General features: G+C 70.7%; 15 protein-coding genes, 5 tRNA genes and 1 riboswitch. Of the genes, 6 read left to right on the top strand and 14 right to left on the bottom strand.

The genetic code is table 11. From position 1 onward, the window contains the following. Nucleotides 1-159 precede the first annotated feature (159 nt). The 3 genes from B5557_RS23715 to B5557_RS23705 form a co-directional block, all read right to left on the bottom strand. Nucleotides 160-1197 carry a M23 family metallopeptidase gene (locus tag B5557_RS23715; protein WP_079661350.1) on the bottom strand — a complete coding sequence of 346 codons (1038 nt, stop codon included), beginning with the start codon at nt 1195-1197 and terminating at the stop codon, nt 160-162. Nucleotides 1198-1206: 9 nt separating this feature from the next. Further along, a riboswitch (cyclic di-AMP (ydaO/yuaA leader) is annotated at nt 1207-1373 on the bottom strand. Between the two features lie 300 nt (nt 1374-1673). Then, nucleotides 1674-1747 (bottom strand) — tRNA-Met (locus B5557_RS23710). A 95-nt stretch (nt 1748-1842) separates the two neighbouring features. Beyond that, a complete protein-coding gene (locus B5557_RS23705) occupies nt 1843-2970 on the bottom strand; it encodes a dihydrofolate reductase family protein (RefSeq protein WP_079661349.1) in 1128 nt (375 codons plus the stop codon). Between the two features lie 103 nt (nt 2971-3073). On the opposite strand from B5557_RS23705, the gene B5557_RS23700 reads away from it, so the two are divergent. Next, complete coding sequence (locus B5557_RS23700) at nt 3074-3685, top strand: MarR family winged helix-turn-helix transcriptional regulator (protein WP_079661348.1); 612 nt, start codon at nt 3074-3076, stop codon at nt 3683-3685. 128 nt (nt 3686-3813) lie between these two features. Beyond that, nucleotides 3814-4455, top strand: a complete 642-nt coding sequence (locus B5557_RS23695) for a GTP cyclohydrolase II (RefSeq protein ID WP_079661347.1) — start codon at nt 3814-3816, stop codon at nt 4453-4455. A 33-nt stretch (nt 4456-4488) separates the two neighbouring features. Here the strand turns inward: B5557_RS23695 and B5557_RS23690 are convergent, their stop codons facing one another. From B5557_RS23690 to B5557_RS23640, 11 genes are all read right to left on the bottom strand, one after another. After that, on the bottom strand, nt 4489-5157 hold the full coding sequence (locus tag B5557_RS23690) for an NUDIX domain-containing protein (RefSeq protein WP_079661346.1): 669 nt from the start codon (nt 5155-5157) through the stop codon (nt 4489-4491). After that, nucleotides 5154-5531 carry a DUF4406 domain-containing protein gene (locus B5557_RS23685; protein ID WP_079661345.1) on the bottom strand — a complete coding sequence of 126 codons (378 nt, stop codon included), beginning with the start codon at nt 5529-5531 and terminating at the stop codon, nt 5154-5156. Before B5557_RS23685 ends, B5557_RS23690 begins: the two co-directional genes overlap by 4 nt. A gap of 16 nt (nt 5532-5547) precedes the next feature. Next, nucleotides 5548-6342, bottom strand: coding sequence for a DeoR/GlpR family DNA-binding transcription regulator (locus B5557_RS23680; protein ID WP_079661344.1), 795 nt, complete (start codon nt 6340-6342; stop codon nt 5548-5550). Between the two features lie 130 nt (nt 6343-6472). Next, nucleotides 6473-8848 (bottom strand): glycoside hydrolase family 3 C-terminal domain-containing protein, encoded by a 2376-nt coding sequence (locus B5557_RS23675; RefSeq protein WP_079661343.1) that lies wholly within the window; start codon nt 8846-8848, stop codon nt 6473-6475. A gap of 93 nt (nt 8849-8941) precedes the next feature. Continuing rightward, nucleotides 8942-9346, bottom strand: a complete 405-nt coding sequence (locus tag B5557_RS23670; RefSeq protein ID WP_079661342.1) for a hypothetical protein — start codon at nt 9344-9346, stop codon at nt 8942-8944. Nucleotides 9347-9574: 228 nt separating this feature from the next. Next, a tRNA-Lys gene (locus B5557_RS23665) sits at nt 9575-9647 on the bottom strand. A 116-nt stretch (nt 9648-9763) separates the two neighbouring features. Beyond that, nucleotides 9764-11287: an amino acid permease gene (locus tag B5557_RS23660; RefSeq protein WP_079661341.1), complete on the bottom strand. Its 1524-nt coding sequence runs from the start codon at nt 11285-11287 to the stop codon at nt 9764-9766. Nucleotides 11288-11335: 48 nt separating this feature from the next. Further along, nucleotides 11336-14437: an FG-GAP repeat domain-containing protein gene (locus B5557_RS23655; protein ID WP_079661340.1), complete on the bottom strand. Its 3102-nt coding sequence runs from the start codon at nt 14435-14437 to the stop codon at nt 11336-11338. A 225-nt stretch (nt 14438-14662) separates the two neighbouring features. Beyond that, nucleotides 14663-16897 carry a DEAD/DEAH box helicase gene (locus B5557_RS23650; protein WP_079661339.1) on the bottom strand — a complete coding sequence of 745 codons (2235 nt, stop codon included), beginning with the start codon at nt 16895-16897 and terminating at the stop codon, nt 14663-14665. A gap of 304 nt (nt 16898-17201) precedes the next feature. Next, nucleotides 17202-17765: a hypothetical protein gene (locus B5557_RS23645; protein ID WP_079661338.1), complete on the bottom strand. Its 564-nt coding sequence runs from the start codon at nt 17763-17765 to the stop codon at nt 17202-17204. Between the two features lie 95 nt (nt 17766-17860). After that, complete coding sequence (locus tag B5557_RS23640) at nt 17861-18211, bottom strand: metallopeptidase family protein (protein WP_079661337.1); 351 nt, start codon at nt 18209-18211, stop codon at nt 17861-17863. Nucleotides 18212-18296: 85 nt separating this feature from the next. Between B5557_RS23640 and B5557_RS23635 the strand changes: the two genes are divergently transcribed. From B5557_RS23635 to B5557_RS23620, 4 genes are all read left to right on the top strand, one after another. Beyond that, the gene (locus B5557_RS23635) at nt 18297-19925 is read left to right on the top strand and encodes a metallophosphoesterase family protein (protein WP_079661336.1); all 1629 of its coding nucleotides are present in this window, start codon (nt 18297-18299) and stop codon (nt 19923-19925) included. Between the two features lie 80 nt (nt 19926-20005). After that, a tRNA-Glu gene (locus B5557_RS23630) sits at nt 20006-20078 on the top strand. 38 nt (nt 20079-20116) lie between these two features. Then, a tRNA-Asp gene (locus tag B5557_RS23625) sits at nt 20117-20191 on the top strand. A gap of 24 nt (nt 20192-20215) precedes the next feature. Then, nucleotides 20216-20289, top strand: a tRNA-Phe gene (locus B5557_RS23620). Nucleotides 20290-20312: the final 23 nt, after the last annotated feature.

The raw sequence follows: 20312 nt of genomic DNA, 5'->3' as shown, positions 1-20312 counted from the left end.
CGTGGACGGAGCACGTGGACGGAGCACGTGGACGGAGCACGTGGACGGAGCACGTGGACGGAGCACGTGAACACCCCCGAGGGGGCCCTCAGGGGTGTTCCGGGTACTACGGGTCTGACGGGCCTTACGGGTCTGACAGGTGTTCCCCGGAGGGGCGGCTCAGGGGTTGAGGCCCTTGCTGCGCAGCCAGGCCATCGGGTCGACGCCGTTGGAGTTGCCGTTCGGGTGGACCTCGAGGTGGAGGTGGGGCCCGGTCACGTTGCCCGTCGCGCCCACGCGGCCGATCACGTCGCCGGTGCCGACCTTCTGGCCGACACTGACGCTGATCGAGGACTGGTGGCAGAACCAGAGTTCGGTGCCGTCGTCCAGCGTCAGGATGGTGCGGTAGCCGTAGGAACCGGCCCAGCCAGCCTCCGTGACGGTGCCGCTGTGGACGGCCTTGATGAGCGTGCCGGTGGGAGCGGCGAAGTCCAGGCCCGTGTGGTAGCCGGAGGACCACATGGAGCCGGCCTGACCGAAGGTCGAGGTGATCGTGTACGAGGAGGTCGGCAGCGTGTACTGCTTGGCGAGCTCGGCCAGGCGCGCGGCCTCGGCCTTCTCGGCGGCCTCCGCTGCGGCCTTCGCCTTTGCGGCGTCGGCCTTGGCCTTCGCGTCCTTCTCGGCCTTGGCGACGGCGTCGCTCGCGGCCTTGGCCGCGGCGGCCTCGGCGGCGGCCTGGGCCTTGGTCTCGATCTGGGTCTGCTGCGACTCGGCCTGCGCCATGATCCGGCTGCGCAGGGCCTCACCGGCGTCGGAGGCGCTCTGGCTGCTGTCCTCGGCGGTCGTCTCGGAGCCGAAGGTCGCCAGGGCCGGCGCGGCGTCCTGGGCGGGCTCGTCGTCGGAGATGAGCGAGCCGACGTTCTGCAGGTCCGACAGGGAGATGGAGACGGGGGCCTTGCCGGTGTTGGCGCTGGCCATGCCGCCCGCGCTGATGGCGGCTATGACGCCGACGCCGAGGACGGTGGAGCTGCGGGCGAACCCGCCGCCGCGCTGCTTGGCGACGCGGTGCTTGCCGCGTACCGGGCGAATGGACTCCGCGGTGGGGCTCCACTCCTCCCAGGGGCCCTCGTCGGTGCGGTAGTCGCCGTAGCCGAAGGTCTCGGTGGACCGCTGGGCGGGCACGAACGGGGCTTCTGGGGCAGGCCGGTTGGACGCCACGCGGGCGTACTCCTTTCCTTCCGTCGCCTACCGGGTTAGCTGACGGGTTCGGAGCGGGAAGGTCTCCTACGCGCGTATACCTGCCGTGGACTCCGCGAGTTCACGGTGGCTTCCGTGCGATTCACCCCAAGGTGGTGGTTCCCCGGTTCCCTTACGGGATTCGGCACATGCGCACGGAGCCGACTCTTGTGACGGCTGGGACGACCGCGCTGCGTTATCGAACGTTAATAGACCTGGGGGCCGGTTTCCAAGCACTTCTGCTTGATCAACAACATTTTCGGCCTGGGACTTTCGCCCCATGACCGGTGAAAAACGGGCGAGTTGACGGAAGAGGCGTCCGAAAACACGGCGTACGCACAGTAACCAACCGGCCACATGTCAGGGACACGCGCTGAGGCGTCCCCGACGTGCGCTGAATTGCCCCGGATATGCACCGAGGGCCGGAACCCTTTCGGATTCCGGCCCTCGGCCTTCAGTAGCGGGGACAGGATTTGAACCTGCGACCTCTGGGTTATGAGCCCAGCGAGCTACCGAGCTGCTCCACCCCGCGTCGTTGTGACTCCAGTCTACGCTACTTCCGGGACGTGAAACACCACGTTTACCGCCGCCCCCGATGCCCCGCCCCGATCCCCCGCCCCCGCCGCCTCATTCCAGGTGCCGGTTCGAGGCCTTCGCACGCGCCTCGAACTCCGGGAGGACGAGGACGTCGACGCCCGCGGACGCCAGGAGCCCGGTTCCGTCCGCCTCCGTCACGAAGGTGTCGGGCTCGCGCCAGGCGGTGACCACCCGGCGCACGCCCGCGTCGAGGATGAGGCGGGCGCAGGGGGAGGGGCGGGAGGAGCGACGGGCACAGGGTTCAAGGCTGCTGTACACGGTGGCCGTGGGCAGCCGGGGGTCGGCGGGGTCGAGCTTCGCGAGGGCCGCCTCCTCGGCGTGCACGACCGGATCGCCGGCCTCGCGGGAGTGGCCGCGGGCCAGTTCCGTACCGTCGGCGGCCACGATCACCGCGCCGACGCTGAAGGCGGTCCGCGACGGCGGACACTGCGCCGCGAGCTCGCAGGCGAGGGCCAGCCAGTGGCGGTCGGCCGCGGCGGGGAGGAGTCCGACGCCGGGGGCGGTGGGCTGGTAGCGGTTCAGTACGACGTCCTCGATGCGCCGCGTCTCGACCAGGCGCAGCCGTCCGCCCTGGTAGCCGCCCGGCCCGAAGAGGCGGGGCGCGTCCGGGTCACCCACGAAGAGCGGGGCGACGACGAGCTGGAGTTCGTCGGCGAGGCCCTGCTGGAGCAGCTGTGTGTGAACGGTGCCGCCACCCTCGACCATGAGCCGCCGCACACCCCGCACATCGTGCAGATGTTCGAGTAGGTGGCGCCAGTCCAGTTCGGGGCCGAGCGGGACGACGTCCGCGGCGATCCCGAGTGCGCGGGCGCGCTCGGCGCCCTTGTCCGTCGTACAGACGACCTTCTCGCCGCCCGTGTGCCAGAAGTTCGCCGCGGGATCGAGCTCGCCGGAGCCGCTGACCGTGACCTTGAGGGGGTACGGCGGCCGGCCGTCGGCGACGCGGGAGGCGCGCCGCTCCGGGGAGTTCACGAGGAGCCGGGGGTTGTCCGCGCGGATGGTGCCGGCGCCGATGAGGATGGCGTCGACGGAGGCCCGCACCTCGTCGACGCGGTCGAAGTCGGCGGGGCTGGACAGGAGCAGGCGCTCGGGGGTGGTGTCGTCCAGGTAGCCGTCGAGGGAGACGGCGGCGGACAGCAGGACGTACGGGTACGGCATCGACGCGCTCCCCGGTGGCGTGGGTGGAGGTGGGCGAGAGGTGGGTGACGTGGGTTGACGTGGGCCTCTTGGTTCAAGATTGAAACAAACCTACACTGGTCGCATGACGACTCGCTGGCTCACCCCCGAGGAGCAACGCGCCTGGCGCGCATACGTCGCCGGTTACCTCCTCGTCGAGGACGCGATCGACCGGCAGCTCCAGCAGGAGGCCGGCATGCCTCACCTGTACTACTCCATCCTCGCCAACCTCTCCGAGACACCGGAGCGGAGCCTGCGGATGACCGAGCTCGCGGAGCAGCTGAAGATCACCCGCAGCAGGCTGACGTATGCGGTGACCCGCCTGGAGAAGGACGGGCTGCTGCGGCGCGAGGACTGCAGCTGGGACAAGCGCGGGAGTGTCGCGGTCCTCACGGACGAGGGCATGGCGGTCCTGGAGAAGACGGCGCCCGGGCATGTCGACACCGTCCGCGCCTCCCTCTTCGCCCGCCTCACCCCTGAACAGGTGGGACAGCTGGAGGAGATCTTCACCCAGGTCGTACGCGGGTTCCAGGGGGACGACAGCAACGAGGTCGCGCCCGAGGACCTTCCGTGGCGCCGACGATCGTCGCCGTGCTCCGGAAGCTCCGGGGCCTCGCAGGGCGCCGGTTCGGAGGCCACGGGAGCCTCGGAGGGTGCCGGGGCCTCGGAGGGCGCCGAGGTATCCGGGACCTCATGAGGCGCATCACAATTCGGTTGCTTCAAATTTCAAGCATGGGGTAGGGTCTCGATTCGTCGGAACTGCTTCAAATCTGAAGCAGAAACCGACCGTATGCCACTGTTCACCACCGGACCCGGGAGACCCGCATGCCCGACACCCCCGCCGCCACCCAGCGCGCCCGCGTCCGGGTACCGCTTCGCTTCCACGACGGCTACTCCGTCGACACCGAACTGGTCACCTTCCACGGCCTCGCCGACGGCCAGGAGCACGTCGCCGTCGTCCTCGGCGAGCCCGCGCCCGGCACCACCCCGCTGGTCCGGCTGCACTCCGAGTGCCTGACCGGCGACGTCTTCGGCTCCGCGCGGTGCGACTGCGGGCCGCAGCTGCGCGAGGCGGTGGAGCGCATAGCCGCGACGGGCGGCGTCCTGCTCTACCTGCGCCAGGAGGGCCGCGGCATCGGCCTCTACAACAAGCTCGACGCATACGCCCTCCAGGACCAGGGCCTGGACACCTACGAGGCGAACGCCGCGCTCGGCCTGCCCGAGGACGGCCGCGACTACACGGCCGCCGCCCAGATGCTGCGCGCCCTGGGCATCACGAGCCTGGATCTCCTGTCCAACAACCCCGACAAGGCCGACCAGTTGCGGGAACTGGGCATCGACGTCCAGGACCGGGTCCCGACGGGCGTCTTCACGACCCCGCACAACGTCCGCTACCTGCGCGCGAAGGTCCTGCAGACCCAGCACACGCTGCCGCTGGGGGACCTCACGGGGCTGAACGTCGGCTGATGGCTGATTCCGGGGCCGATCCCGGACCGGGCGTCAGCGCCCCCTCTCGGGCCCGAACGGGCCGTCCAGGGCTGCCCATTGGAGCAGCATGATGGTCTTCGCGTCCGCGATCGCGCCCGTGCGGACGAGGTCGAGGGCCTCGGCGAAGGGGACTTCGACGACGGTGATGTCCTCGCCCTCGGCCGCCACGCCCGCCGTGTCGACGCCGGGGGCGGAGGCGTCGTAGGGGGCGGCGAAGAAGCTGAGCCGCTCCGTGACGGAGCCGGGGCTCATGAACGCGTCGAACACGTGCTCTACGTCGTGGACCGTGCGTCCCGTCTCCTCCGCGGCCTCACGACGGATCGCCTCCTGCGGGTCGTCGCCGTCCAGGAGCCCGGCGGCGGTCTCCAGCAGCATGCCGTCGGGATGCCCGTTGACGTACGCGGGCAGCCGGAACTGACGGGTCAGCAGGACGGTGCGCCGGTCGGGGTCGTAGAGCAGGATCGTCGCGCCGTCGCCCCGGTCGTAGGTCTCGCGCTGCTCGCGGCTGACGTGGCCGTCGCTGTGCCGGTAGTCGAAGGTGGTGCGGCGCAGGACGGACCAGTCGCAGGCGAGGACCTCGACGTCGAGGATGCGGACCCGGTCGTTGCCGGTGAGGTCACGTCCCTGACGGTCGAGTCCGGTACGGCCCCGGGGGTCGGGGGTGTCGATGCCGGCGGTCATGCGGGGCTCCCTGCGGGGGTCGGGACGTCGGCGAGGCCGGCGTAGATCTGCATGCCCCGGGCGCGGGCCCGCTCGACCATGCGGTCGGCGCCCTGCGAGGGGCCGCCGATGCGCAGCACCGCGTCGCAGCGGTCCAACAGGCGTTCGGCGACAGGGTGGAAGAGCTCATCGAAGAGCGGGTCGCCTGGGGCGGCGCCGCCCGCCGCCTCCAGCAGGGGCAGCGCGAGCGCCTCTCCGGTGACGGGCAGGTGCCCGGCGCGGAACAGCGTGAGGGCGACCTCGTTCATGGCCCGCACGTTGTCCGCGAGTTTGGCGGGGTCGTCACCGGTACCCGAACGGTACGGTCCGGCGACCAGGATCATCAGCGGCGTCATATACGTCTACGTCTCCTCAGCTGAGGCGGGTCTTGACGCCGGCCTCGCGCAGGGCGTCCAGGGTCTGGGGGCCGCCGGGGTGGGTGGCGGGGTCGGCCGCGGCGGCGTCGGTGACGAAGGTGTGCACGGCGTCGAGCGGAGCGACCTGGCTGAACGCGCGCACGCCCAGCTTGGTCGCGTCGGCGACGGCGAGCGTACGGGCGGCCTGACCGAGCCCCGTCTGCTTGACGGCAGCGTCCTCCAGGGAGAACTCCGACCAGCCGTGCACGGCGTGCACCCCGCCGATCGACATCACGAACACGTCGAAGGCCAGGGACTCCAGGGTGCGCAGGGCCAACGGCCCGACGAGGGACCGCTCACCGGGACGCGAGCGACCGCCGACGACGACCAGCTCGATGCCGGGCCGGTCGGCCAGCCGCAGTGCCGCCTGCAGACTGAGCACCGCGACGGTCAACGGGCCCCGCGCGGCGAGGTGTTCGGCCACGTGCACGGTCGTGGTACCGGCGTCCAGCAGCACCCGTGACCCCGGCTCGACCAGCCCGGCGACGGCCGCGCCCAGCCGGTCCTTCGTCGCCGCCTGCCACTCCTGCCGCGCCTCGAAGCCGCCGCCCTCCGCACGCGGCCGCCCGGGAACGGCCCCACCGTGCACGCGCCGCACCAGCCCCTGCCGCTCCAGCGCGTCCAGATCCCTGCGCACGGTCATCTCGGAGACCCCGAGCCGCTGAGCGAGTTCGGCCACAGTGATCCGCTGCCCGGGCTCCTGCCCCTGAACGAGGCGCAGGGTCAGGTCGAGACGGTCGGCTACATCCATGCGACCATTTCTACCATGTCGATGAGAGAACGAACATACGACTGTTCGAACGGGCGAGGGCTGCCCGCTCCCGGGGGACGAGCACTCACGCATCGCTCACGCACGGCGGGCCGCTGAGCAGCGGACAGCGTCAGGTGACTCGGAGAGTCGCCCGTCGGCGGATGTCCGTCGAGGAGCGCCCGACCTTGATCTCGAACGTGCCCGGCTCGACGACCGTGCGCAGTTCGTCGTCCACCAGGCTGAGGTCCCGGCTCGGCATGATGTCGAAGGTGACGGTGGCCCGCTCGCCGGGCTCCACATGGACCTTCCGCACTCCGCGCAGCCGGATGTACGGCAGCGACACCGACGCCTGGTCGTCGGTCACGTACAGCTGCACCACCTCCGTGCCGGCCCGCTGTCCCGTGTTGGTGATGTCGACGCGCACCCGGGTCGTGGCGTTGGCCTTGATGGTGTCGGCGGTCAGCCGGATCCGGTCGTAGCGGAACGTGGTGTAACCGAGGCCCGCGCCGAACGGGTAGAGCGGTGTGGAGGGCATGTCGATGTAGTCGTCGGCGTCGGCTCGGGCGCGCTTCTGGTCGTACGACAGAGGGAGCTGGCCCACGTCACGGGGGAAGGTGACGGGCAGCCTGCCGGTCGGCTCGACGTCGCCGAACAGCGCCTCGGCGACCGCCCGGCCCCCGGCCTCGCCGGGCAGCCAGGCGATCAGGAGGGCGGTCAGGTGCGCGGCCGCCCAGCGCAGCGACAGTGCCCTGCCGGTGACGACCACGGCGATGGTCGGTGTGCCGGTCGCGTGCACCTCCTTCAGGAGCCGCTCCTGTACGCCGGTCAAGTCCAGCGAGGCGGTGTCCTTCAGTTCGCCGTCGGTGCGGTCGGGGGAGAAGTAGCCGCCCTTGGTCTGCTCGCCGACCACGACGACCGCCACGTCCGCCTGGAGCGCCGCCGCCCGTGCGGCCGCGAGGCCGGAGGTGTCGGTTCCGATCACGTCGCAGCCGCGTGCGTGCACGATCCGTACGTCGTCGCCCACCAGTTCTCGAAGCGCCTCGCGGATCGAGGGGGTGGGATGCAGGGCGGGGTAGGCGTTGTACTCACCCAGGAGGTTCAGCCGGTCGTCGGCGTTCGGGCCGATCAGGGCGAGCGTGCGCACCCGGTCGCGCGACAGCGGCAGCAGTCCTCGTCCCTCGCCTCCCTTTGCGGGGTCGTTCTTGAGCAGCACGAGCGACTGCCGGGCGCACTGGAGCGCCAGTTCGCGGTGCCCCGCGCAGTTGACGACCCGCTCGGCCCGGTCCGGATCGACGTACGGGTTCTCGAAGAGGCCGAGCCGCTCCTTCAGGGTCAGCACCCGGCGTACCGCACGGTCGAGCAGCGCTTCCTCGACGCCGCCCTCCCGTACTGCGGCGGCCAGTTGGTCGAGGTAGATCTCGTCCCACGACAGGCTGATGTCGACCCCGGCCCGCAGGGCGAGCCCGGCCGCCTCGCGCGCGGTGCCCGCCACGTGCTCGCGCACGAGACTGCGTACGTCATTGCCGATGACGACCCCGCGGAAGTCCAGCTCGTCGCGGAGCAGTTCGGTGAGATACCTGCGCGAGCCGTGCACCACGATCCCATCGATCGTCTGCTCGCTCGCCTCGGTCATCAGCGCGCCCGCCGGACCGAACCCCGCCCGCCACGGCTCCAAGTGGGTCTGGCGGAAGGCACGTTCACCGATCTCGATGGAACTGGTCTCCAGGCCGCCGGTGTTGGGCGCCTCCATCGGGAAGGTGCACAGGGAGGTGACCACCGACTCGGGGGAGGCGAGGTCGTCGCCCTGCATCGCCGGGACCAGCGCCTCGATCATGCGCGCGGTGAGGTACGGGTCCTCGCTGAACGACCAGATGCCGCGCCCGTAGCGGGGGTCGCGGTTCAGCTCGGCCATGATGGTGCTCAGCGCGTGGATACCGACCGCCCGTGACTCGCGGGCCACCGCACCGTACACGCGGCCGATCAGCTGGGGATCGAAGGTGGCGCCCAGCGCGAGCCCCTCGGGAAAGATGGTCGAGCCGGGGCCGACCGAGCCGTGGGTGCCCTCGCTGATCTGCAGGAGGGGGATGCCGAGCGGGTTGGCGCGGGCGAGGCGCTGCAAGTGGTTGTGCTGCAGCGCCTGTTGCCGCGGGCTCAGTGGATGGGGGACCGGGACGGAGCCGGAGAGGGACTGGTTGACCAGGCCGAAGAATCCGCCGCCCGGGCCCAGTGTGATCCGGTCCGCCTTCTCCCCGACCACCGTCTCACCGCGCACGTACGCCTCCCGGTGCTCGCGCGTGCCGGTCGGATCCGTGGAGTCGCCCAGGAGTTCCTGCGGCAGACAGACCGGGATGTTCAGCTGCGCGATCTTGTCCGCGACGGACATCCTGGCCAGCAGCGCATCGACCCGCCGTCCCCGGGGGGCCTTCACCATCGGCGTCACGAGACCCGTGCAGGCGGCCAGCGCCAGGCCGGCGAAGGCCCGACGGGAGATCTTCGCTTTGTCCATGAGGCAGCCTCGCAGCGTAGAAACGGACCGGTCACCGGCCGAAATGCCGAACCACGGCGACTTTGGTCGCTGCTTCCGCCAGGGCCCTGTGACTCACCTGCTCAGCCACGCCTCGATGCGTGCGGCCCAGGCGCGGTCGTCGGTCGTCTCCATGAATTCCTTGCGGTCGATCAGGAGGTAGACCTCCCCGGCGGGTACGGTGCCCAGAATCAACGGCTTGCCCGCGTTCAGCAGACCTCCGATGAAGCGGCCGTACAGGTCGGTGAACCTGACCTCCACCGAGGTGATGTCCGCTCGGCGCAGCACCAGGTCCCCGGCCTCGCCCCACGCGCCGAGCACCAGCCGGTCCTCGTGCAGGGAGACCTTGCCGCGACGCAGGAACAACGCCTTCTGGCTGACCACGCCGGCCATCTTGTCCGCGGAGGTCCTGCGGCGCAGCTCGTCGGCGGTGGCGCCCACGTAGTCGCCCCGGGCCAGGAGTGTCTCGTCTTCACTCATGAAGCCAACGTGCCACCGGCCGCGGCGCCCACACGTCGCCATTTCGTCCACCGCCCCGTGACTTTGGTAGCCGGACGCCGACCCGCACGCCGACGAAAGTCAGCGCCGGCACTCCGCCGCATCATCCGCTCACGCAAGACCCCGAAAACGAGTCAGCGCCCGAGCCGGCCGAAGCCGACCCGAGCGCTGCATAGCAGGTCAGAGGCCATATCCCCCGACCACCACCCGTAGGCCGTGTGGGACTCGAACCCACAACCAATGGATTAAAAGTCCACTGCTCTGCCAATTGAGCTAACGGCCCAGGCGATGTTGCCTCCCCGAGCATAGCCGGACCCGGCCGTGTCTCCGATCGGGTATCGGTGACACGGCCGGGTCGAGGCGTGCGGAAGGGCGAAGATCAGTCATCGGGCCTGCCGGTTACAGGGTCTTCCCCGCCCTCGCCGCCTCCCTGGCCGCAGTCCGTTCGTGGTCGGGGTTGAGGAACCAGTGGCGGGCCGAGACCTGCCACCACACCCCCGCGAAGCCGAGAACGACAAGGACCGCGAGCGGGGCGTAGTTGAAGGTCTCCCAGGTGACCGGGGAGACCTGCGGCAGCATGAACAGGACGGTGATCACGGCCACCCACGCCACCGACACCACTCCGACGGCCTTCGACCAGCGGCCCAGGTGCCATGGCCCGCGCTGGAAGGCCTCGCCCTTGCGGACGCGCAGCAGCGTCGGGATGACGTACGCGATGTAGAGGCCGATGACGGCGATGGAGGTGACGGCCGCGTACGCGGTCACGTTGATCAGGTACGGCAGGCCCAGCAGCAGCGCGCCGCCGGCCGCGAGCCAGACCGCCGCGACGGGCGTGCGGGTGCGCGGGCTGACCGTGTGCCACAGACGGGAGTACGGCAGTGCCCCGTCCCTCGAGAACGCGTAGATCATGCGGCTGTTGGCCGTCACCGACGCCATCCCGCAGAACAGCTGGGCGCCGATCACGACCAGCAACAGCAGCTTGCCGGCGGTCGCGCCGAGCGCGTCGAGCAGGATCTGGGCGGGCGGCGCGCCGGTCGGCGAGGTGAGGGCGGCGTCGTAGGACTGGATGGCGTACGTGAAGCCGAGCAGCAGGACGAAGCCGGCGATCCACGACGTCCAGATGGACCGCACGATCCCCTTCGGGCCCGCCGTCGACGCGTCGTGGGTCTCCTCCGTCATGTGGGCGGACGCGTCGTAGCCGGTGAAGGTGTACTGGGCCATCAGCAGGCCCAGCAGCACGACGTACACCCCGCTGCCCCAGCCGGTGTTGTTGACGAACTCGCCGAACACGAAGGACGTCGACTGGTGGGTGTCGGGGACGAACGCCAGCGCCCCGACGATGACGCCCACGCCCAGCACGTGCCACCACACGCTCACACTGTTCAGCAACGCGACGATCCGCACCCCGAAGGTGTTGAGCAGGCCGTGCAGGACGAGGATCCCGGCGAAGAGCAGGACCGTCCGGCCCGGGGTCACTTCGAAGTCGAACTGGAGGTTCAGGTACGCGCCGAGGAAGGACGCGGCGCCGAAGTCGATGCCGGCGGTCACCGCGACCTGCCCCAGCACGTTGAACCAGCCGGTGAACCAGGCCCAGGCCGCCGCCGACCGCGGGGGCGCCAGCCGGTGCGCCCAGAAGTACAGGCCCGCCGAGGTCGGATACGCCGAGCAGATCTCGGCCATCGACAGACCCACGAACAGCGTCATCAGGCCGACGGCCACCCAGCCCCAGGTGATCACCGCAGGTCCGCCCGTGTTCATGCCGAACAGATACAGCGTCAGGCAGCCCGACAGGACCGAGATGATCGTGAAGGAGACCGCGTAGTTGGAGAACGCCGACATGCGGCGGGCAAGAACCTGCGTGTAACCGAGCTGGGCCAGCCGCTCTTCGTCCGACAGCCCACTCACCATGGCGTCATCTGTCATGCCCCCAGCAATTCCCTCACCGGAGGCGTGACACACGTCACAACTTGGCTAGAAAATGCCCTTGTAGTTCTGCCAGCCGGCGCCGATCTTGATCGTCGGCCCGAATGTGCCCGTCCCGGTGCCGGGAATCCGGTACAGCCCGCCCGCCGTGTCCCGCGCGACGAGGTCCGCTTTCCCGTCCCCGGTGATGTCCCCGACCCCGGTGACCGCGTTGTACGAACCCCCCCAGCTCGCGAACAGCTTCACGCGCGCCGAGAACGTGCCGTTGCCCTTGCCGAGGTAGCGGTACAGGTTGTTGGACGTGTCCTGGACGAGCAGATCACCGATGCCGTCGCCATTGAGATCGCCGACGCCGATGATCTTCTTGTACGACTTCCAGTTGTCGTAGAGCTTCACGGGAGCGGCCAGCTTTCCGGCGGCCGTGCCCTTGTACATGTAGACCTTGCCGGTCGACGGGTTGCGGGCGATCAGGTCGGGCCGACCGTCCTGCGTGAGATCACCCGGCGAGGTCAGGACGTCGAACTGGGTCCAGCCGCTGGTGCCCAGCGTGGTGTACGGCGATGTCGGCCGTACCGCGCCACCGCAGCCCGTCCGGTACAGGCGCAGCGCCCCGCTGCTCAGCCGCACGAGGACGTCGTTGCAGCGGTCCCCGCTCAGGTCGCCGATGGGCACCGCCTTGATGCCGGTGGGCCAGCCGCTGCCGCTGACCTGGCCGGAGAACGTGCCCTGGCCCGTGCCCTGCTGGTAGGTCAGAGTGCCCGAGGCGGGCATGGTCAGCAGGTCGCCCGCACCGTCCGGCTTCGCCCCCGGTCCCACGTAGTCGTGGAACGCGGCACTGCCGTTCACCACCCTGACCGTGCCCCGCACCTGGAGGGGGGCGCCGACGCCGTCGGCGGGGCTGACGGTCACGGTCCAGTCGTAGAAGCCATTGGGAAGAGGCTTCACCCCGGACGGGTCGGTGGCGTTCCAGTTGACGTTCAACGCACCGCGCACCGCCCCGCCGTCCGTGCCGCCGACGTGCTTGCCCGTCGCCCTGCTGCGCACCTCCAGGCTCCAGCCCGCGGCCGGTTTCGACAGCAGCACCGACGTCAGGGTGCGGGTGCCGGGAGAGGTCTGGGTCACGCTCTGGGCGGGCTCCAGCTGCCGCAGCGGCTGCTGCGCCACACCCGAGGGCGCCAGATGCACCCGTTCCTGGGCGTCGACGTAGGCCGCGTTCGCCCCGGACTCGTCCACGGTCCAGCGCACGCCGCGCTGTGAGACGCCGGTGTCGGGCAGATCGCCGATGACCCGGCTCGCGGGAGTGCCGTCGGCCACCGTGGTGAGGACCAGCTTCCCCGCCTGCTTGTCGTGGGTGACGACGTACCCGTCGCCGAGCGCGGCCTCGTCGGCAGGAACCGGCACGGACCTGCCCGCCGCACGGTCGTAGACGCCCGCGCGCCCGTCGCAGGTCCAGTAGATCCAGCGCCCCAGTGCCTCGAGGTCGGTGGGGGTGCAACCCGCATCGGTGGTGACCGTCTCGCTGGTCTTCCTTGCCGTGAGGTCGTACGCCGTCAGGGTTCCCGGGGTCGCCCCCGGCGTCCACAGGGTGTCGCCGGAGAGGGCGGCGGCGCCGGGGGCGCGGGTGACGGTCGCGGCGCTGGTGCTGGCGATGCGGTAGACGGACTGCTGGGTGGCGGTCGTGTAGATCACATAGCGGCCGGAGACATCGGTGATCCGGCCGCCCGCAGGCACTTTCCGTTCCCTGATCGGGTAGCCGGACCCGGCGCTGCTGAGTCGGTCGCTGTTCGTCTCCGGGTCGTGCTCGAGCCAGACGAGCTCCCCGTCGGCAGCGCCCCAGATGGAGGAACAAGTGACGTCACCGGCAGCGCAGTTGCCGACCGTGCCACCGTTCAGAAAGATCGAGGACTCGCCGAAGGCGGGCACGCCGGTCGGGGCCACCGTTCGCTCACGCGTGGTCCGCCAGCCCCCGCCGGCCACGGGGCTTTCCTGGTCGGTCACCACCAGCAGACCGTGGTCCAGCGACACCCCCTGAATCTTGAGCGGCGGCTTGGGCAGCGCCTTCACCTGGGTGACGGCCGGAACGCCGTCCGGGCCAGGCTGGATGCGCTGGACGCCCCAGTCGTCGTTGGTGTCGGAGGTACGGCCCACGACGACGGCGGTGCCGTCGGAGACGTTGGCCATGTTCATGTACGACGAGGTCAGCAGGGTGACGGCGGGGCCGCCGGCGAGAGGCTTCGCGATCACTGGCCCTGTGCCTTTGGGCTGGTGGAGGATCCAGTCGCCCACGAGGGCGAAATTCCCCGCGTTGGCGGAGAAAGAACCCCCGCCCGGGGCGACCTCGACCGGCCCTGCGGATAGCTTGGCTGCGTCGTACACCAGGACGACCGAGTCGCGGAGGTTGTACAGGACCAGGTGATCGTCGGTCACGTGTGCGTAGGAGTATTTCTCGGCGAGCGGCGGGGTCCACCCGGTGGCCTGTCCGGTCCTGCGGTCGACCTGGACGGACAGGAACTTCCCGTCCTTCTCCGCGCCGAAGAACAGCACGTCCGTCTTCCCGCCCAGCGGATCCCCCAGCTGCACGCCCTCGGGGACTCCGGTGACCGGTACGTCACGGGTGGTGCCGTCGTCGTTCGGGAAGAGCAGGTGTTTCTCCCACCCTTCCGTGGTGCCGTCGGTCACCCGCTTCTCCGCGACCGCCAAGTCGTCGTAGGCGGCCATCACCTGTATGTCCTCGGACGGCGCCTGGATGGTACGGGTGGTGCCGTCGGCCGCGTTCCACAGCTGGACCCGATCGGGGTGGCCGTCGCCGTAGTAAAAAAAGGCGAGCGCGTCCCCGCTGGTCGCCCCCCACCTGTCGTACCCGGTCGGCTTGACGACCTTGGTGGAGGTGCCGTCCGAGTACCGCGTCCAGACCAGCCCGGAGCCCTCCAGCGTGTGGAACACGCCTTGGGTGCCGGCTTCGTGCTCTCCGTAAAGCTCCAACCCTCCGTAAATCGCTCCCTCTGTGTACGCGTCCCGCAACGCCGCCGGCACCACCGTCTCCTGCGGTGTGTCCGCGACGGCGTTCGACGAGAGCAGCGGGCTCAGGCCGGCTGCCAGGACGGCGGAGGCGGCGACGAGTCGCAGGCGTGCGGAGACATGACGAGCCAAGAGGGTCCCTCCCCGGGAACGGAGACGAATCCGACTGGACGCCCCTGGCGTCCCTGGCCCCCCGGCCTTCACATCCGTCTCAGAAGTCTGCTGATCCTACAGTCGCTTCACAGCTGCGGAGAAAGGGGGTTCAGGCCGTACGGGCGCACGAAAACGCCGTGGCCCCCACCGAATTTCGGTGGGGGCCACGGCGTTCACTCACATGAGCCGGCGACAGCCGTCACGTCAGCCGTTGCGCTTCCAGCGCGGCTTGTCGTCGCGGCGGCCGGTCGTGCCGGAGCCGGTGCCGCGGTGGTCGTCACGGCGGCCGAACGGGCGGTCGTGGCCGCCGGAGCGGAAGCCCGGGCGGTCGTCGCGACGGTCACGGTTGAACGGACGGTCGCTGCCCCGGTGGGTGGACGGACGGTCGTCGCGACGGTCGCGGTTGAAGCCACCCGACTGGCGGTCGTCGCGGCGGAAGCCACCGGAGGGACGCTCGTCACGGCGGTCGCGGTTGAAGCCGCCCGCGGGACGGTCGTCACGGCGGAAGCCACCGGAGGGACGGTCGTCACGGCGGTCGTCGCGGCGGTCACGGCTGAAGCCGCCAGCGGGGCGCTCGTCACGACGCTCGAAGGAACGGCCACCACGGTCGTCACGACGGTCACGGTTGAAGCCACCACGGTCGTCACGGTTGAAGCCGCCACGGTCGTTGTCGCGGCGCTCGAACGAACGGCCACCACGGTCGTCACGACGGTCGTCACGACGGAACCCGCCGCGGTCGCCGTCACGGCGGTCGCGGTTGAAGCCGCCACGGTCGTTGTCACGGCGCTCGAAGGAACGGCCACCGCGGTCGTCGCGACGGTCGTCACGACGCTCGTAGTTGCCCCGCTCGTCACGACGCTGACGCGGCTGCTCGTACGCGGGACGCTCGGCGGGCTGCTCGGAGACCACGGTCTCGACCGGCGCCTCCGCCACGGTGTTCTGCTCCACGACCGCCTCGGCGGCCGCGACGACAGCCGCCTCGGGGTCCTCGCCGCGCTCACGCGCCACGCGGGCCACCAGACGGTCGGCCTCCTCGCGCAGCTCGGTCGCCCGGCGCTGCGCGCGCTCCAGCTCCTTGGTGAGCTGGGAGACCTCACGCTCGGCCTGCTGTGCCGCGTTGCCCGCGGACTCGGCCTGGACCTCCGTCATCGACCGGGCGCCGGTGATCTCGGCGACCTCCGGGTCGAACGCGGCGCCGCCCTGGATGATGTGACGCCCGGCGTCGACGCCCGCGTCCTCCATCAGCCGGAAGATCTGACGGCGCTGGTGCGGCAGCGAGAGCGACACGACCGTGCCGGTGCGGCCGGCCCGCGCCGTTCGGCCCGCGCGGTGCAGGTAGTCCTTGTGGTCGCCGGCCGGGTCCACGTTCAGGACCAGGTCGATGCCGTCGACGTGGATGCCGCGGGCGGCGACGTCGGTCGCGACGAGCGCGTTGACGTAGCCGTCCTTGAAGTCGGCCAGCGTGCGGGTGCGCGCGCCCTGGGTCATGCCACCGTGCAGCGCGTCCGCCTTCACACCGGAGTCGCGCAGCTGCTCGGCGATACGGTCGGCGCCGAGCTGGGTGCGGACGAAGATGATCGTGCGGCCCTTGCGGGAGGCGATCGCGGCGGTGACCGGCGCCTTGTCCTTGGGCTTCACGATGAGGATGTGGTGCGACATGGTCGTGACGTTGCCCTGGGCGCTGTCGACCTCGTGCGTGACCGGGTTGCTCAGGTAGCGCTTGACCAGCGTGGAGATCTCGTTCTCCATCGTGGCCGAGAACAGCATGCGCTGGCCGCCGGCCGGGACCTGGTCGAGCAGCTCGGTGACCTCGGGCAGGAAGCCCAGGTCGGACATCTGGTCGGCCTCGTCGAGGACGGCGATCTGCACGTTCTCGAGGGAGCAGGCGCCGCGGTTGATGATGTCGCGCAGCCGGCCCGGGGTGGCGACGAGGATGTCGACGCCGCGCTCCAGGGCGTAGATCTGGTTGCTCATCGACGTACCGCCGCAGACGACCTTCATCTTCAGGCCGAGGACGTCGCCGTAGGGCTGCAGCGCGTCCGCGACCTGCATCGCCAGCTCACGCGTCGGCGTGAGGATGACGGCGCGCGGCTTGCGCTTCTCGGTGTGCCCGCCGGCCAGCGTGGCCAGGGTCGGCAGACCGAAGGAGAGGGTCTTGCCGGAGCCGGTGCGGCCACGGCCGAGGATGTCCTTGCCGGCCAGGGCGTCCGGGATGGTCGCGGCCTGGATCGGGAAGGGGGTGGTCACGCCGTTCTGCGCGAGCTTGCGCACGACGCCCTCGGGGAGCCCGAGGTCGGCGAAGGTCGGCTCGGGGGACGCGGCGGAGTCGTCGACGGAAGCCTCTGCGGCTTCGGTCTCGACGACCGCGGTCTCGGTGAGCTCGATCGCCTCGTCGTTGCTCTCGGGCACGACGGCGTGATCAGTACTGGAAATGGACATGCGAATGCGAAACCTTCCGGAGTCTCGTCGGCACGCGCCCGTCAACTCCGTGTTCGCATTGCATTACGACCGCCTCTATGCGGTCCGCCACGGCTGGGGAGAGTACGCGCCACACGGCGCGCTCTGCGGTGGCGCCGGGCAAATGGGATCACACGATCTACTACCATACGCACCCTTGCCTCCGAAGGCAAACTGAGCTCCATCACCGCAGCTCAGCAGCCATCCAGGCCCTGCACCCTGCCGTTCCGAGGCCCCGCACCGGACCGGCCTAAGGTCCTGTCCCGGACCGGCCAAGGGTCCCGTCCTAGGTGGGCGAACCCGCCTCGGGTGCCGCTTCCGGCGCCGCCTCCGGCGCGGGCTCCCGCTCCGCCAGCTGCGGTGCCGGCCCCCCGCCGCCCTCGTGCGCCGAGGCCGACGGCTCGGCCACCGTCGGCTCCGGCGACGGCGGCGGAGGCTCCGGCGAGGGCACGGGCGGCTCCGGGTCCGGCGAACGCGTGGGCACCGTCGGCTGCGCCTTGGTCGGCGTCGACGCCCCCGGCTTCTCACTCGGCCCCGGCCGCACCGCCCCCGCCGAGGCCGGCGCGCTCACACCCGCCGACGGCGCGGCATCAGCGGACGCCGACGCGCTCGCCCTGCCCCGGTCGCCCTTCCCGTGCCCGTGCCTGTCGCCACCGCCCGCCGCACCCAGCCCGAACCCGCCGCCCGCCCCCGCCGAGCCCCCGTCCGGCGCCTCACCGCCGTGCTGCCCCGCCGAATGCGAGGGCTTGGCCCGGCCGCCCTCCTCGTCCCCCACGCTCATACAGCCGGCGGCCGCGGCGACGGCCAGAGCCGTCACGGCCAGACGAACGGGTACGTACAAGGGGCGCACGGGGCCACCTCCGCGGCAGGCGTAAGAGTCGACGTGCCCAACTCCCGCCGCCCACAAGAAGACACGCGCAGGACACGCACCCCCTGCCGGACGGCTCAGCCGTAACCGAGAGCGTGCAGCCGCGCGTCGTCGATGCCGAAGTGATGGGCGATCTCGTGCACCACCGTCACCTCGGTCTCCGCGACGACCTCCTCCCGTGACGCGCACATCCGCAGCGTCGGCCCCCGGTAGATCGTGATCCGGTCCGGCAGCACCCCGGCGTACCACTCACCGCGATCCGTCAGCGGAGTCCCCTCGTACAGCCCGAGCAGCTCCGGATCCTCCGTCGGCGGCTCGTCCTCGACGAACACCGCGACGTTGTCCATCAGCCGCGTCAACTCCGGCGGAATCCGGTCCAGCGCCTCGGCGACCAGTTCCTCGAACTCCTCGCGCGTCATCTCCAGCACAGACCCCATTGTCCGGTACGACCCCGACGTATGGAGGGCATGAACCGTCCGCATACCAGCGCCCGGACCGGGGCATACGGCACCAATGGCCCGCGTCCGCGTCCCCGCCGCAGCCCTGAACCGCCTCAAGCCCACCCAGCGCAGAACCCGCAAGAACCGCAGGAACCCCGCTCTTGAACTCGCCGCCCGCCCCAACCCCTGGGCCCGCGCCCTCGGCATGACCGCCGTCGTCCTCCTCGGCGCCTGGCTCGGCCTGCTGATCGTCGGCGACGTCCGCGTCCCTGTCGGCCCCATGAACACGACCATGACCCTGCGCCCGTCCGTCACCGGCGGCACGAAGATCAACGTCTCCCCGCTCGGCGCGCTCTCCCTGGACAGCCACCACGCCCCCGTGCGCCTCGACGTGAACGTCGACCAGCTCGACCCCGTCCGCTCCCAGGCCCTCGTCGACCACCCCGAGCGCCTCTCCGGCCTCCAGGACGAGGTCGCCCGTGACGTCGAGCACGGCACCCTCGACCTCGCCGTCCGCTCCTGCGTCGCCGTCGTCTCCGGCGCCGCCGCTCTCGGCCTGGCCGTCTACCGCCGCCCCCGCCGCGCCCTCGCCGCCGGCGGCCTCGCCTTCACCCTCCTGGCCGCCTCGGGCGCGACCGCGTTCGCCACCTGGAATCCCAACTCGGTGCTGGAGCCGCGGTTCTCGGGCCTGCTGTCCTCCGCGCCCTCCCTCGTCGGCAACGCGCGCAGCATCGTCACCGAGTTCGACGTCTACCAGCAGGAACTCGCCCGCCTGGTCACCAACGTGACCAAGCTCTACGACGTCACCTCCACGCTCCCCGCCTACCAGCCGGACCCGACGACCGTGCGCGTCCTGCACGTCTCCGACATCCACCTCAACCCAGCGAGCTGGAAGATCATCGCCTCGCTCGTCGAGCAGTACAAGGTCAACGTGATCGTCGACTCCGGCGACACCATGGACCACGGCACGGCCGCCGAGAACGGCTTCCTGGACCCCATCGCCACGCTGGGCGCGCCCTACGTCTGGGTCAGGGGCAACCACGACTCCCTCCTCACCCAGCGCTACCTCCAGGGCATGAAGAACGTGCACGTCCTCGACGACGGCCGCGCGGTCACCCTCGCCGGACTGCGCTTCGCCGGCATCGGCGACCCCCAGTTCACCCCCGACCGCTCCACCGTGCCGGGCGCCGACCAGACGCAGGAGGCGGCGGGCGCACGCCTCGCCCAGGCTCTGCGCGCCCAGAAGGCCGTCGGCACCCCGGCCGACGTGGCCATCGCCCACGAGCCGTCCGCCGCCCGCGGCACGGACGGCGAGGTGCCCCTCGTCCTGGCCGGCCACCTCCACCACGAGCAGACGGAGGTCATGAAGAAGGGCACCCGGCTGCGCGTCGAGGGCTCGACCGGCGGCAGCGGCCTACGGGCCGTCGAGGGCAAGTACCCCGACCCCATCGAGGCGTCGATCCTCTACTTCGACCGTGACACCCGCCGCCTCCAGGCCTGGGACGAAATCAAACTCGGGGGCCTGGGCCTGACGACGGCCGAGGTCAGCCGCCACCTCCCGAAGGAGAACCAGCCCGGCGCCGCCCCGTCCCCCAGCCCCTCGCCCGCCCCACCCCTCACCCCGTCGGGAACGGCCCCCGGAACCGCCCCCGAATCCGCCCCCGCAACGCCCTCCCGGACCCCCTCCAGGACGGCCCCGTAAACCGTTTTGGCGATACCCGCCGCCATCCCATATGCTCATGACGTCCCCGACGCGCTGAGAAGCGCCCAGGCGGGCCGATAGCCCTCATCGTCTAGCGGCCTAGGACGCCGCCCTTTCAAGGCGGTAGCACGGGTTCGAATCCCGTTGGGGGCACGCAACACCGTGTGCGACACTGTCGTACGCAACAGCTTGGTCCTGTGGAGCAGTTTGGAGTGCTCGCCACCCTGTCAAGGTGGAGGCCGCGGGTTCAAATCCCGTCAGGACCGCTGAGGTTTCACGTGAAACCTCGTGGCTGGGTAGCTCAGTTGGTACGAGCGATCGCCTGAAAAGCGATAGGTCGCCGGTTCGACCCCGGCCCCAGCCACAAGAACGAGAACCCCCTCCGGG

The organism is Streptomyces sp. 3214.6 (assembly GCF_900129855.1).
Classification (GTDB): Bacteria; Actinomycetota; Actinomycetes; order Streptomycetales; family Streptomycetaceae; genus Streptomyces; species Streptomyces soliscabiei.
Note: the sequence above shows the minus strand (reverse complement) of the source record. Positions and strands in the feature narration are given on the sequence as shown.

Excerpts from the sequence above, each read along its gene's own strand:
- B5557_RS23690 (WP_079661346.1), bottom strand. The coding sequence starts at position 5,157 with ATGACCGCCGGCATCGACACCCCCGACCCCCGGGGCCGTACCGGACTC.
- B5557_RS23695 (WP_079661347.1), top strand. The coding sequence starts at position 3,814 with ATGCCCGACACCCCCGCCGCCACCCAGCGCGCCCGCGTCCGGGTACCG.
- B5557_RS23685 (WP_079661345.1), bottom strand. The coding sequence starts at position 5,531 with ATGACGCCGCTGATGATCCTGGTCGCCGGACCGTACCGTTCGGGTACC.
- B5557_RS23650 (WP_079661339.1), bottom strand. The coding sequence starts at position 16,897 with ATGTCCATTTCCAGTACTGATCACGCCGTCGTGCCCGAGAGCAACGAC.
- B5557_RS23700 (WP_079661348.1), top strand. The coding sequence starts at position 3,074 with ATGACGACTCGCTGGCTCACCCCCGAGGAGCAACGCGCCTGGCGCGCA.
- B5557_RS23680 (WP_079661344.1), bottom strand. The coding sequence starts at position 6,342 with ATGGATGTAGCCGACCGTCTCGACCTGACCCTGCGCCTCGTTCAGGGG.
- B5557_RS23705 (WP_079661349.1), bottom strand. The coding sequence starts at position 2,970 with ATGCCGTACCCGTACGTCCTGCTGTCCGCCGCCGTCTCCCTCGACGGC.
- B5557_RS23635 (WP_079661336.1), top strand. The coding sequence starts at position 18,297 with ATGGCCCGCGTCCGCGTCCCCGCCGCAGCCCTGAACCGCCTCAAGCCC.
- B5557_RS23660 (WP_079661341.1), bottom strand. The coding sequence starts at position 11,287 with ATGACAGATGACGCCATGGTGAGTGGGCTGTCGGACGAAGAGCGGCTG.
- B5557_RS23675 (WP_079661343.1), bottom strand. The coding sequence starts at position 8,848 with ATGGACAAAGCGAAGATCTCCCGTCGGGCCTTCGCCGGCCTGGCGCTG.
- B5557_RS23670 (WP_079661342.1), bottom strand. The coding sequence starts at position 9,346 with ATGAGTGAAGACGAGACACTCCTGGCCCGGGGCGACTACGTGGGCGCC.